Annotated in this window: 11 protein-coding genes; 4 read left to right on the top strand and 7 right to left on the bottom strand. The window is 70.0% G+C overall.

The window, feature by feature from the left end; translation table 11 throughout:
* Positions 1–185: 185 nt before the first annotated feature.
* The gene (locus tag IBL25_RS12500) at positions 186–494 is read right to left on the bottom strand and encodes a hypothetical protein (protein ID WP_187778879.1); all 309 of its coding nucleotides are present in this window, start codon (positions 492–494) and stop codon (positions 186–188) included.
* On the bottom strand, positions 484–1,074 hold the full coding sequence (locus IBL25_RS12495) for a protein-glutamine glutaminase family protein (protein WP_187778878.1): 591 nt from the start codon (positions 1,072–1,074) through the stop codon (positions 484–486). The genes IBL25_RS12500 and IBL25_RS12495 overlap by 11 nt, the downstream gene beginning before the upstream one ends.
* Positions 1,075–1,236: 162 nt before the next feature.
* Between IBL25_RS12495 and IBL25_RS12490 the strand changes: the two genes are divergently transcribed.
* From IBL25_RS12490 to IBL25_RS12475, 4 genes are read left to right on the top strand one after another with little or no spacing between them, the layout of a single operon-like run.
* Entirely contained in the window at positions 1,237–1,869 is a 633-nt protein-coding gene (locus IBL25_RS12490) for a hypothetical protein (protein ID WP_187778877.1), read from the top strand.
* A gap of 2 nt (positions 1,870–1,871) precedes the next feature.
* Complete coding sequence (locus IBL25_RS12485) at positions 1,872–3,827, top strand: hypothetical protein (protein ID WP_187778876.1); 1,956 nt, start codon at positions 1,872–1,874, stop codon at positions 3,825–3,827.
* Positions 3,828–3,858: 31 nt separating this feature from the next.
* Positions 3,859–5,100, top strand: a complete 1,242-nt coding sequence (locus tag IBL25_RS12480; protein WP_187778875.1) for a hypothetical protein — start codon at positions 3,859–3,861, stop codon at positions 5,098–5,100.
* Entirely contained in the window at positions 5,007–5,948 is a 942-nt protein-coding gene (locus tag IBL25_RS12475) for a hypothetical protein (protein WP_187778874.1), read from the top strand. Before IBL25_RS12480 ends, IBL25_RS12475 begins: the two co-directional genes overlap by 94 nt.
* 233 nt (positions 5,949–6,181) lie before the next feature.
* On the opposite strand, the gene IBL25_RS12470 is transcribed toward IBL25_RS12475, so the two are convergent.
* The 5 genes from IBL25_RS12470 to IBL25_RS12450 all read right to left on the bottom strand — a co-directional run.
* Positions 6,182–8,593, bottom strand: coding sequence for a TniQ family protein (locus tag IBL25_RS12470; RefSeq protein WP_187778873.1), 2,412 nt, complete (start codon positions 8,591–8,593; stop codon positions 6,182–6,184).
* Positions 8,580–9,560, bottom strand: a complete 981-nt coding sequence (locus IBL25_RS12465) for a TniB family NTP-binding protein (RefSeq protein WP_187778872.1) — start codon at positions 9,558–9,560, stop codon at positions 8,580–8,582. The genes IBL25_RS12470 and IBL25_RS12465 overlap by 14 nt, the downstream gene beginning before the upstream one ends.
* 2 nt (positions 9,561–9,562) lie before the next feature.
* On the bottom strand, positions 9,563–11,848 hold the full coding sequence (locus IBL25_RS12460) for a DDE-type integrase/transposase/recombinase (RefSeq protein ID WP_187778871.1): 2,286 nt from the start codon (positions 11,846–11,848) through the stop codon (positions 9,563–9,565).
* On the bottom strand, positions 11,845–12,141 hold the full coding sequence (locus tag IBL25_RS12455) for a hypothetical protein (RefSeq protein ID WP_187778870.1): 297 nt from the start codon (positions 12,139–12,141) through the stop codon (positions 11,845–11,847). The genes IBL25_RS12460 and IBL25_RS12455 overlap by 4 nt, the downstream gene beginning before the upstream one ends.
* A 783-nt stretch (positions 12,142–12,924) precedes the next feature.
* Positions 12,925–13,160: hypothetical protein (locus tag IBL25_RS12450; protein WP_187778869.1), on the bottom strand; the 236-nt coding region annotated here is incomplete at its 5' end.

The raw sequence follows: 13,160 nt of genomic DNA, 5'->3' as shown, positions 1-13,160 counted from the left end.
AGCTGCCCCCACGCTTCCCCTAAACCATTGCTTTATCGTGGGCCGGATCCCGATTACCTGCCTCATGCGTTCCTTGAAGCTGTCCGCAGCCTACATCTGGCCCCTTAATGCCGTCCGTCGCCTAGCAAGGATTCGATAGGGCAAGGAGGGTGGCAGTGGTGAGGCACGCAGCCATCGCGTTCGGATCAAGCCAACCCGGCCACGTCCAGGACGATGTAGTGCACCGGATCCAAGACAAGCCCGATGCGTTCGTTCGTCTTCGACGCCCGGCAAATCGCGGCATGGGCGTCGGCGAAACGCGGGTGATCGATCGGCAGCCAGTATCGGCACTGGCGGCCATCGACCGCGAGGTTCAGGCCGATTGGACCGGACTTACCCTCCAGGACGGCTCCGCAGAAAACTTGGAACGACCCGACCTCTGTCCTTCCGTGGGCTTCCCGAAGCAGGTTCCCGTGGCTTGGCAGGCTGAAGCGAGCAATGAGGTCATTTTCCATGGGCCACCTCCGCAAGAAGCCTGGCCACCACCGCATCAGGCGACTTGCCTTGAGCGGCCAGGTTCTGAGCTACGACATCATCGCCGGGAGGCTTGGAGTAAGCCAAGGATCTCGTGTCGATCAGGAACACCTCGGGGCCTGTGAGCAACAGCCGCCCATCTGAGGCAGACATCGCCCACATCCACCTCTTCGTCGCGCATGGACCATCCAGCAGACTGGGGTCGAATACCATTGTGGAGACGCGACCGGCACCGTCTAGGACAAGGGCCGCAGGCGCGACATGGAAGGCCCAAGTATGAAACTTGCCTGCCGTCGGATCAGGGATCTGCCGCTGGGGGACCAGCGGGCGTTTCTCAGTGCCGTCCAATCCAATATGGGGCAGAGCCCAAGCCTTGAAGACCAGGCTGGTGTAAGCGGCGAGGCGCGCTACAGCGGCGTGCGCCCTGTATTCGCATCCTCCTGCGAGGCGGTTCCACGAAGCACCGAGATTCCCATCTAGGAGATCAGAGAACGCCTCGTTTGCAGTGGCCAGCGACATAACGCCGCTGGTTCGGGGGTCGGTGGTCAGTTCCAGTCGCATGGGGCGTGGAGAGAGCCGACATGGAGCCGGATCGCAAGCTGGGCTGTGACGTAGGATGTCCGCCTGACGCCTTGAGCCGTCCACTAGGGCGGCTCCCACCCCGTTGCCCCCGCTCACGGCCCCGGGATAGGATTCCGCCAAACCCCGCGTCCGAGGAAATCCTTGCCGCCCCAGATGTCCAGCGCCCAGAAGGCGATGAGGCTGTTCGCCGTCCTGGTGGCCGGGTGCGAGCGGCTGGCCACCCCCGGAGCGGATGGCGAGACGGCCATCTTCAAGGGCGAGACGCGCCTGCACGCCCTCATGTTCTGGCTCCGGAACCCCGACTACCTCGCCTGGGAGCTGCTGGAGCTGCACGCTGCCACCGGCGACGCAGCCCTGGTCGCCCGGGTGCGGGCAATGCTGGCGGCTGAGGAACCGATCCTTCGGCGCGACGCGATGCCCAAGTGGCGCTTTGGCGCCTATGACCCCATCGACACCGAAATGGCCATGCTAACCTCACGGCGCCTGGTCCGCACCGTTCACCGTCCCGCTGGCCCGAAGAGCGCCGAGAACAGCTTCCTGCTCTTCCCCGCCGCCTTCCGCTTCGAGGGCGCCGTGGCGGGCAACATTGCCTACCAGTGGTACGCGGACCGCATGCGGGTGGTCATGCAGGTCGCCGGGGAGCGGTTCGGCTCCGACCTCAAGAAGACGCAGTACGAGCACATTGAGTACGCCAAGACGCCGGGGCACGGTCTCATTCCGCCCATCACCCGGAGGGTCGAAGAACGGCTTAGAGGCATCGAGGAGGGAAGCTGACCATGGCCAAGACGAAAGCCGACCTGCTCCAGGGTTCCTGGGTCGAGGCCATCGCCACCGCGTCCGGCAGGCCGCCTGGCATGGTGGCCGACTTCCTTGATCGGCACGACCTGCGCGCGCAGAGCCTGATCCCGCGGCCAGTTGACCTCACGGTGCGCCGGGTAGCGATGTCCGGCGCCAAGCAAATCGAGGAGGAAACCGAACCCTTCGATTTCGCGTGGGACAACCTCGCCCCGGGTCTCTGCCTCCTTGGTTCCGGGAGGAACGGCCGGGGCAAGACCGCCCTATTCGGGGTCATGCGCTGGCTGCTGCGCGGGACAGATCCTGACGAGATCCCGTCCGACGTCCTTGGGTGGATCCACCAGGCGAGCATGGACTTCGACCTGGACGGCGTGCCCCACCGCATCGCCATTGACAGGCGGGGCGGGTTCCATGGGACCCTGACGGTCACCGGGGCAGGCGGGAGGACGATCTTCGAGGTGGGGGACGAGACCCACTTCGCCAGCGCGGTGTCCGACTTCATGCTGCGCACGCTGGCGCTCGAGCCGGTCACCAGCCTGAACAAGGATGGAAAGACGGTCCACCACCGCTGGCCTGCGCTGTTCGGAGCCTTCCACATCGGCACCGATTACTCCGCGCTCATCGGTGACGCGGTGCCCCTCGTGAACCGCATGATGAACATGTTCGCCGGGTTCCCCCACGCGGTGCCGGTCGGCCAGCTGACCTATGTCACGTCCGGCCTGAAGATGGACGCGGACCAAGAAGGCCAGGCGTCGCGCGCAGTGGCCGAGCACGCGAAGGCGCGAGCCGACCGCATCCGGGTCGAACTCGACGCGCTGGGCGCCAAGGCGACGGCTGGGCAATCGGCGGCGGAGCTGCTCGCCGCCATGCGCGAGACCTCGGACGAGCTAGCCGTGAGGTTCGCGCGCCTGCCCGGCCTGCGCCGCGCCCTCACCGAGGCCCAGGATGCCGCCTCGGCCGCCAAGGCCGAGTGGAACGCGGATCGGCTGGCGCTGCGGCACTTCCAGGAAGATCGCGAGGCATCGCGGATCTTCCGTTCGATGGATCCGAAATGCTGCCCTCGGTGCGACCAGACCTTCGGGGCCGAGCGCAAGGAGCGCGAAGCGGCCGATCACTCATGCCTCGTGTGCGGTGAGGTCACGCCCGACGAGGACGAGGCTGGCAAGGCCGAGGCCAAGGCACTGCTCGAGGCGAACGAGCGCGCCAGCGCTCAGGTCAACGCCAGCGCGCAGGAAGCCGAGGAGCGCGCGCGGGCGGCGGTCGACGAAGCCGAGGCGCGCGTCTCCGAGCAGGAGAGGAAGCTCGCGGAGGTGACGGCGCGCCAGAAGGCCGCAAGCGCGGGCGCGGCTGACCTGACCCGGCGTGCCGTGCTGGAGGCGATGCTGGCGGACGCCGAGACGGACTCGGGGGCTGCCGATTCACGCCCGGAGACGGACGAGGCCGCGATCGCGAAGGCATGCGACAAGGTCTTCCGGCAGCGGCTGAGGTCCGAGCAGGAAGGGATCATGGAGGAGCTGCAGGCCGAGATCTGCGCGCTTCTCCAGGATTTCGGCGTGACAAACCTGACCCGGGTGGAGTTGAACACGACCCCGCACCTCTTCCTGCGCAAGGGATACCAGGGCCGCGACCGGATCGCGTTCGGCGACGCCTCGATCGGCGAGAAGCTACGCATCAAGATCGCCTTCATCGTCGCCCTGATGAAGGTCGGCCACCGCCGGGGCATCGGCAGCCATCCCGGCCTGCTGTTCATCGATACCCCGGGTGCCCAGGAAACCGCCGACCAGGATCTCGCGGCGTTGGCGCGGCGCCTCGGTTCGCTCTGCCAGGAGGTGCCGAACCTCCAGATCTTCGTGGCCACCAAGGAGTTCGACATCTTCGACACGGCGGCCCGCCCGGCAATTAGGCTGGTTGCCACCGGCGACGACATGCTCTGGTGAGCGCGCCGCGAGGCGGAGGGGGGACGGTTCGGTGACGGTCCAGGAGGAGGTCGGGGCCGCCTTTGACAAGGGCTGGCCCGAGCGGCTGGCTGACCTCGGTGGCCCGGCGTTCCTGCGCGGCCGCGAGGAGGCGATTGCCCGCGTCCCCCTGATGCCCGACATCCTGCGCCTCGTGCTGGCGGAGCCACCCGGCGGCCCCGGGCAGGACAGGCTCGACGCCTTCGTCCTGGCCTGCGTCGAGGTGCCGGTCGGAGAGGACGGCGTCGAACCCGAAGACTACAAGGACGCCGTGGAGGCGCTTGCCGCCACCAGCCTCGGGGACGAACTGGCGGAGCGATGCCAGGACGTCCTGACGCGACGCGTCCGCGCCACCGCCGAGGACGAGGTGGTCCGGTGGTCGGCCCTGGGGGCCGCGCTCCAGCTGGCCATCACGCACCCCGACCTCAAGCATGACCTGCTCAGCACCCTAGTTCGCCTCAAGATCAAGCCGGGCGACTCCCACACCGAGTTCGCGCGCATGGCCGCCAAAGTCACGGGCGTCGCCATGGCGCACTGGCCGGACCCGTCACTGGAGAGGGTTCTGGAACAGCTGTCGGCCGTCCCGCACGCCCGCGACGAGGCCCTGTTCGAGCTCGGCATGGCCCGCCTTCGGGAGGGGCTGGAGTCCGACCAGCCCGGCCGTGTGGACGAGCGCTTCGAGGAGGCACGCGGCCACTTCGAGCGGAGCCTCGAGGCGCGGGAGCACCGGCCCGACGCCCTCTCCTATGCGCGGGCGCTGGGCATGCTGACCGCTATCCGGCGGGGCGATGCGTCGGAGGCCCTCGCCAGGCAAGCGCAGGAGATTCACCGGGAGCTGGCCATTGGTGCCGCCTGGGCCTCTCCCGCAGAGGCGGCGTGGCCGTGGATGGGCGCCCGCTGGAGCGAGCTGATGCTGTGGCAGGAGCTGGTCGGCCTGCTGGCCGCGATGGCCTCGGGCGCCTTCGACCTGGACGCCGACCTGGCGATCCGGCGGCGCATGCTCAACGCCTACGTCGCCAACCGGGCCGTGCTCGGCAGGGAGCCAGGCGGGGTCGAGGTGTTCATCAGGCCCGCCATCGAGGCGCGACTGGTACGCGAGGAAGCGGCCGAGGCGGCCGTGATGGCGTGGCTCGAGGCCGAAGCCAGTGACCCGGCGTCGCCGTGGCGCGACGCGGCCGCGGACCTGCTCCGGGCCATCCGGCGAAGCGGGGGACCGCCGGGAAAACGGACGGGGACGGCGGCGCGCCAAGCCTGAGCGCCGTCCTCGCATCGGGCACCCTGGCGCTCTCCGATGGATTCGGCGCCGCCGTCGGCCAAGTGAGGGCGGACGCCTACCGGCTGTCGGTCGACACCCCTTCGCCGAGGGAGGACCGCATCCTCGAGAAGCTCGTCAGTGGCCTCGAGAGGAACAAGGACTACGCGGACGAGCGCACGAGGTCGGTCGTCAACGCGGTGCTCGCCGCCCTCCTGCGGTTCTTCGTCCACCGCCTCGACAGCACCCGCGCCAACGATCCCGGCTCCTTTTACCTGTTCGCCAGCACCGAGCGCCTGAACCCGTTCGCCCCTCCCGGAACCTCCCCTCCACCCGCTAAGGAGGCCGCGCCCGCAGCTCCCGCCGGGGCCAAGGCGGCCAGCAAGAAGACGACGAAGCCGAAGGTGGAGAAGCCCGCCAAAGCCACGCCCGAGCGCGACCAGTTCGAACGCAACCTGCAGCTGGACTTCGCGAACTTCCTGAGGGCTTCCCTCGGCGGTGCCGTCCACCTGGAGCGGAGCGACGTGGCGGGCGGCAGGGCCGACATCGTCGTGGACCACCTCGCTGTCCGCCTCGTCATCGAGGTCAAGCGGGAGGACGACGACGCCTCGCACGAGGGGCTGCGGGCACGGTACGGCGCGCAGGCCAGCGAGTACTCGAACACAAATGCCCGGATCGGCTTCCTGCTGGTGCTGGACCGCTCCCGCAAGGACGGCACGTCAGGCGACATCGAGGAGAAGTTCTCGGTGCAGACCATCACCAAGACGGGCGACAAGGAACCGAGGATGCTGGTCTTCGCCGTGATGCCGGGCAAGCGCAAGCGCCCTAGCGAGCTACAGCTAGGCGAGTGAGCCGCCGCAGTCGTCGCCGCACAACGGGTGCCCGTTTAACTGTCCGCCGCCTATAGAGCGGTCTAGGAGCGGAAACTCCGCCGCGACGGCCCCGAATACCCGTCCTTTCCCTACGAACGTTCCCAAAAGCTGGTCCGTAGCCTACGTGGCGGCCCGTATATCCGTCCTTCGCCTACCCAGCAGTCTATTGGATCGACACCCGAATACCTGTCCCCTGCCTACGGCCGCATTCCTCATCCCGGCACTGCGCCGTCCCCGCAGCGGCCGCGGGGCCGTGTGCCCCTGGAAGGCTTCGCGCCAGGAGGCGGCCGCTTCGGCCGGGCGTGCACGCCAAAGGGTTCGAGGGCGCCGCCGGTGCCAGCCCGCACCACCACCGTGCGGGGACCGTTGTCCGGCAACCCGCCGAGGCCCTCGAGGTGGGCGGCGAACTCGGGCCACGGCACCAGCAGGAAGTCCTCCCGGTCCGCAAAGCCCAGCGCGACGAGCCCGCGCGTCGCCGTCGCGAGGGATTCCGTCTGGCTCCGGCGGACGCGGAACAGGTAGGTGCCCCTGACCCCGATGTTCCCGGCGGTCATCACCTGCACGCGGGTGCCGGATGCCCGGTCGTCCATGACGGCGCGCCGCTGCACGTAGGTCGCCGACGTCTCGCGCCGGACAGCCCCGGCGATGGCCATCCTGAGGCCCTCGCTCGCGTTGCGGTCGAGCCGCTTGCGGGCGGCGAGCACGGGCTGGCGCTTGGCGTGGCCGCTGACGAGGGCGCCCTTGGAGACCGCGAGGGCCTCGGTGCGCCGGAACAGGAACTGTCGCGCGCCATCCACGCTCGGCCCGGAGACGGGATTCACACCCCGTTCCTGGAGGTGCACCGACACCCAGCGCGCGGCCAGCCCGAGGCGGCGTGCCACCTCGGGGCCGGTAACGTGCTCCTCGGTGAAGCGCCGCAGCGCCTCCTTGGTGACGCGGCGGCCCGCCTCGGTGTCCTTGGTTCCCGGCACCGTCGCGAGCAGCCTGGCCCTGACCCAGTGGTAGGCGACCTCCTGCTTCACCCGGAGCTCGGAGGCGGCCTCGACGACGGACATCGTGCTGCGCTCGGCCGCCATGATCTCGGCGGCGAAGCGCTCCGCGTCGGCTTCGCGGAACAGGAAGCGCTGCAAGCCCCTGGCGCGGCCCGACAGCGCCACCGGCGTGATCCGTCTCTCCAGGACGGCGCGGACCACGTCGGTGCTGTCGTAACCCGGCAGGCTGACCTGGCGCGCCACACCGGCCACCGTCACGGCCAGGCGGGGCGTGCGTCGGGGACCCTCCGGAACCCGTTCCTCCAGTGACCGGAGCAGGCCATCCAGCCCCTCGCGCGGGTAGACCAGCGTGGCCGGATCCTCCTCCGACGGCGTCGCCGGGAGCAGGCCCGCCTCGCGCATCTTGTCCACCATCTTCTTGCCCACGCCGAGCTCCCGGCGCACGTCGGCCTTGGTGAGCAGGCCGGAGCGCTGCGCGTGCAGCTCGTGCAGCAGGTCGGCGCGGATCAGCGCGGGCGCCCCCTTGCCGGTGGGCGGGACGATCCAGAGGTTGAGCTCGTCCGCCAGCGCCCGCGCCCTGTCGAAGCCGACCTCCAGCAGGTCCATGGCCTCGCCCAGCGTCGCATGCCGGAAGCGCAGGTCGGCCGCCGAGCGGGCCAGTCGGATGTCAGGCGCGCGCGTGGCAAGGTCCGGGCGGGCCACCACGTAGTCCGCCATCTCGCGCCGGAGCAGCCGGGCGAAGGGTGCGTCACCAGCCCCCTCGATGCGGCGGTAGAGGCCGCCGAACGCCAGCCCGACGCCGAAGCGGCCCACGCGCCCGCCAGCCTGCTCGAGGCGCCCGTCGAGGATGGTCCGGAAGCCGCGAGGCCAGTCGGAGCAGGCCCGCCACCCGGCGTCCAGGATCAGGTGGAGTTCGTCGGGGTGCTGGCTGGCGAAATGGAAGGTGCGCGTGACCCTGTCGTGCCCGCGCGCCATCAGGCCGAGCTGGAACACGAGGAGGATCTGGTCGCTCACGGGCAGCGCGCCGACCTCGGTGCCGAACTCGGCGCAGCCGCCCTGCCGCAGCAGGCGGTCGAGCGCGCACACCCCGCCCATCTGATCCGCCGGGACGGGCTCCGGGGCTGCGTCGCGCAGGTCCGCCAGGCACGACAGTTCGGAGCAGTGCGTGAGTGGCCCCGGGCGCCAGCCGAAGCGCGTGCCGCACGCGCAGCGGTCAACGAGGCGGACGGCGTGGACGGGGCAGGCTGTGAGCAGGACCACGTCCCAGGACGCCCGGTGGTAGGCGGCCTCGTCCAGGCAGAGCGGGCACGCCCTGCGGTTGCCGACGGCGACAAGCTCCCGGTCGAGATCCCGGCCCATCAGGCGCCGCATGGCGCCGTCGCCGTAGCAGAGCCGCTCGAGTTCGCCCTCCTCCAGCGCCAGGAAGCCCGCGAGATCCTCATGCCGGTGTGCCACGAAGGCGGCCCGGCGCAGGTCGGCGAACTCCGGGTCGATGGTCCCCAGCATCACCATGGCGCTCTCGTAGCCGTTCAGCGCCCCCATGCGCTTCAGGAACCCCGGCAGGCTCTCGTCTGCGTGCGGCTCCTCCGCGTTGGGGAGGCGGCCACGGCCCAGGTCGTCAGATCGTGTCATCAGGCTGCTCCCACAGGTTCCTGCCCTTGCCCCGTGGCTCCTTCAATGCCTCGTACATCGGTGCCGGTGCGTAGGCGTCCGGCGGCGCCACACGGAAGGCGTTGGTGCGCCGTGTCGGCTCGCGGAGGAGGAGTCGGTCGGCAGCATCGGTCAGCTGCTTCGCGGTGATGCAGGGCGTGCGGTTCCCATCGTCCTCCCGTTCCTCAAGCGCGAACCAGATCAGGTGCACCGCATGCCCCGGCAGCCCTCGCGACACGTGGTGGATGCGGTGGGCCGTCTCCGGGTGGTCGAGGTGGGACGGCTCCGGCAGGCCCATCTGCCTTTCGACGAGGCCCAGGAACGCGATGAATTCGATCCGGTCTGCATCCACGCGCCAGTCGAACGGGCGCATCTCGATCAGCGCCCGCGAACGCCCGCTCAGCTGCGGGTTGGTGTCGAGCACCCTCCTCGCGTGGGTGACGCCAGTCAGCACGACAGGGCACACCCGCTCGAGCATGATCGACTTGATGACGTTGGCCGCCTTGTACCCGATCCTGTCGGAGTCGCTGTCGATGAGGTGGTTGACCTCGTCGAAGCAGAGCAGCTTCACCTCCTGGCTCCTGAGGTGCCCGATGACGCGAAGTTCCCGCAGCGTCGGCTCCCCGGAGCCGGGACGTGGGTCACCGAGCGCGTGCAGCGTCATCGTCAGGAGCGACCCGTTGCCGGTGCTGGTGGGCGCGCGGACCAAGCAGACGGGGCGGATCAGCTGCCGACCGCGGAGGGAAGGAGGATGTCGCTCCAGGAGTCGCCTCAGGATGGTGCTCTTGCCCATGCCGGACGGCCCGACGAAGGCCACGCAGTCGGCGCTGTCTGCGCGCAGGCCCCGTCGCATGAGGGAGTTGATGCGATCGGTGGCCGTCCGCACCCTGGACGTGGGCACGAAGGCCACGCGCAGCCGCTCGAAAGGGTCGTCGTTCCCTGCATCCACCTTCAATAATCCTCGCTGTCCATACCAAGTGCCTTGGCGGCCTCGTCGAGATCGAAGCTCCCGTCCTCGCGGAAGAAGACTGCGGCCGGGGCTTCGGGCGCCAAGGGGCCGTTCGTCACCGGTTCGGCACGGTCGGCCTCTTGCTCCGCGGGCGTTGCCGGGCGCTTCCGTCCGCGTGACCCGCCGGACCTGCCGCGCCGCGGCGCCGGATCCGGCCCGGGTGGCGGTGGCACGTCTCCATCGGGGTAAGCGCCGCCGCCTTCGGCCGGGGAGGCGCCGTCATCCGCATCGCCACCGGAACCTGGACTTCCTGCGCCGGGGGCCGCCGCTCCCATGCCAGCGAAGAGGTCGTCCGACGGCGGGGCGGCGCTCGCGGCCTCGTCGTAGGTGTCCGGATCCGCCGCCCGCGGCCGCTTGTCCCACGCAGCCCATCGCGCCCCCCGCCTGCGCGCCTTGATCGACGCACCGGAGGGAGGCTCCGCGAACATCTGCAGCACGTGCGCGTGCACCCTCCGGAAGGCGCCGTCCTTGTCGTTCTCATCCAGGAAGCGCTGGGCGTCGTCCTTGAGGAGCTCCCTGCTGAGGCACCAGGCGTCGAAGGTCAGGATCGTGCCCTCCGCGGGGACCGGCTTCACCAGCGGCACCCGGACCCAGCGGCCCTCCGACGGCACGAAGAGCATCACGCTGGAGAGGTCGCGAGGGTTCACGGAGATGCGGTGCTTGGCCGGGGCGCCGGGGGCGATGCGGGCCGCCGCCACGGCGGGCGAGTTGAAGACCATGGTCTCCCACTCGATGCCGTAGTGCTGCAGCGTCCGCTCCTCGATGATGGCGAGCGCCGCGTCCAGGGTTTGCTTGTCCTTCGGGGGGATCACACCATGGATCCCGACCTCGCGCTTCCAGGCGTGCGCCGGGGCGGTCTTCAGGCCGCGGTGGACCTCGTAGGCGTACTCGTCGACGGCGAACCTGGCGAACGCCTCCTCGATCTGCGCCAGCGTGGCGACGGCCACGGTCTCGGGCGGCGTCTCCTTGTTCCGCTTGAGCACGTTCGAGGCGACGCTGCCGGGCATGCGCTGGAACACCCGCCGGGTCGCGGTGCCGAAGAACCGCTCCACGATGGGCCGCCACCACGCCTTCAGCACCGGCGTGTAGAGGACCTTGATGCCAGCCGCGGTGCAGGCGCGCTTGAAGCCCTCGCCGCTGTAGGCGAGGTGGTTGTCCACCGCCACCGCCTCTGGCATGCCGAAGGCGGGGTGCTCGTGGACGAGACCGGGGAACCGCTGCTTGAGCGCGCCATTGCTAAGAATCCCGGCCCGCAGCGCGACCATGGCCGTCACGAAGCTCTCGTAGGCGAAGCCGATGTACCAGCCCATGATCATGCGGGTGTGGCAGTCGATCGCCACCACCAGCGTCGGGCGGCCGATGACCTCCCCGGTCTGCGGGTGGACCGCGAAGACGTCGAGGACCGTGGCGTCCAGCTCCCAGCGTTGGTTGGGCCGCGCCGTCACCACGCCCGCGTAGCGGGGGCCGTACTTCTTGAGGGCGGCGGCCTCGCCCTCGCGGAGGCAGAGCTTGGTGAAGGCGTCGATCTTGTCGATGCGCGCCTGGAGCTGCTTCTTGGAGGGCAGCGGGATCTGGGGATCGCCGTTCACCCGCCGCTCGTTCTTGTCGTTGATGATCCGGTGGACCGCTTCGAGCGTCATCTTCACGCTCGGCGCCCGCTGGGTCAGGTAGGTGTCCCAGATCCGGTCCTCGACCACGCCGAGGGCCTCGGCCGACAGGGTGGTCTTGCGGCCCCGGTTCTTGGCCTCGCTGACCAGCGCGGCGAGGCCACCCTTGTCCCACGCCCGCGCGAACCGCCGGATGCTGCGGGGGCTCAGCTTGACCAACTCGCCGAGTTCGCCCCCCACGGCGTCGATGATGGGTAGTAGGTTTGTGTCGGACAGTGGCGGCCGACCGGCCTCGCGCCACGCCTCGCAATACCGCGCCAGCCGCTCGACGCGCCTGCGTTCCCAGGGCGAGGCGATGTCCTCGAGGTGGATGATCCCGATGCCGACCGGCGGCGCGCCGGTCTCGAGGGCTACCTTGGCGTCCTCGGGCGAAAGCATCCGCGCGCCGTCGTCGGCCTCGAGCAGCTTCGCCAGCTCGTCGTCGCGGATCTGCCGGACCTTCTCGGTCCGCATGTCCTGCCACTGCGGGATGCGGAGGTGGTCCTTCGTCCGACCGATGAAACGGAGGACGTCGCCCCCGACCGCCACCACGTCGTCCAGATGGAGGCGGAACTCGGTCACCGTGCGCCGTCCCCGCGCGGCAGCAGCCTGACCGGGGTTCGGTCCGAGAAAGGCCGGGACATGTCGAGCGCCAGGAAGCCCGCGAGCGCGAGGGCGTAGACACGGCTGCGCGTGCCGTCCCCCACGAGGGCGGCCTCGACGGCCTGCCGCTCCGCCAGCCCGCCCGCCGCCACGATGGCGTCGGCCGCTCGCAGCTCGTCCTCGGGACGCGGGTCCACGGAGATGTGGCGGACCAGCTCGCAGGCGTTCGCGAAGCGGGGCTGCAGCCGCACCCTGGCACGCGTCCAGACCACGTAGCCGTAGCCGCGCTCCTCCAGCGCCTCCGCAGCGCCGCGGTGAGCTCGGGCTGCGGATCGACCATCCTCTTTGAGGCACTGCCCTCGCCGCGCGGCGTCTCGACCACGTCCAGGACGACGCGGCGCGGGCCGCCGGTGACAAGGAACGATGGCGTGTGCTCGTGGCGCTCGCCGCCGACGGTCACCACGACCTTCCCGGGCCGCGGCCGATAGCTGCGGACGAGGGCGTCCGCCTCCAGCAGGTGCATGCAGTCGAACTCGGCCTCGTCGAACCACATGAGCCCGGCCATCCCCGTCCCCGCCTTGCGGGACGGGAAGACGCCGTGGGCGCGGCGGCGGCGCACGCGCTTGACGGTCTCCCCTTGCGCCTCGGCGTCCGCCAGCACACCGGCCGGTGGCCGCCCGCGACGGTCCCAGGCCGCGCTCACGCGCACGCCTCCGCCCATGGCCGAAGGGCCATTCGCGCCTCCATTGTCAGGTGCGGCCGCCAGCAATCCTGACCGGGCCACCGCCGATTTTAGAGCACGGGGCGGACAACACTGTCAACACGCCACTTCAATACAGTTCGCGCCACCATCAGAATTCCTGCCGGAATCGCGCCCAGCGCCCAAGTAATGTTGACATGGATACTTCAACTCAGCCTAACGCATACTCGTGGGAAAACAGCAGTTTGCCTCAAGGATTCATTTTTATCCTTGGCGTCTGGCGCCGCCCTCCCGCGCGCGGATCGGCGGCGCCGGAACCCGCCGCGTCCGGCCGCTTGGCAGCCGGGCTGGCACGTCACGTCCGCCTACCCCGCGGGCGGCGACCGGCGCCGGGCCGCACGGCAGCCCCGACGCCAGGGTGGCAGGCCGAAACCAAGGACTCGATGTCGGCACCCGCGACGGTCTCATGGGCGACCAGCAGGTCCGCCAGGCGGCAGACGGCCAGGCCGTGGCGCCGCACCACCGCGCGCGCCTCGGCGTAGGCCGCGTCCAGCATCTCGCCGACCCTGCGCGCCACCTCCGGCCTCGCCG

The sequence above is a fragment of the Pseudoroseomonas ludipueritiae genome, from assembly GCF_014490445.1.
GTDB classification, from domain to species: Bacteria; Pseudomonadota; Alphaproteobacteria; order Acetobacterales; family Acetobacteraceae; genus Pseudoroseomonas; species Pseudoroseomonas ludipueritiae.
This window is presented reverse-complemented; position numbering and strand designations above follow the sequence as displayed.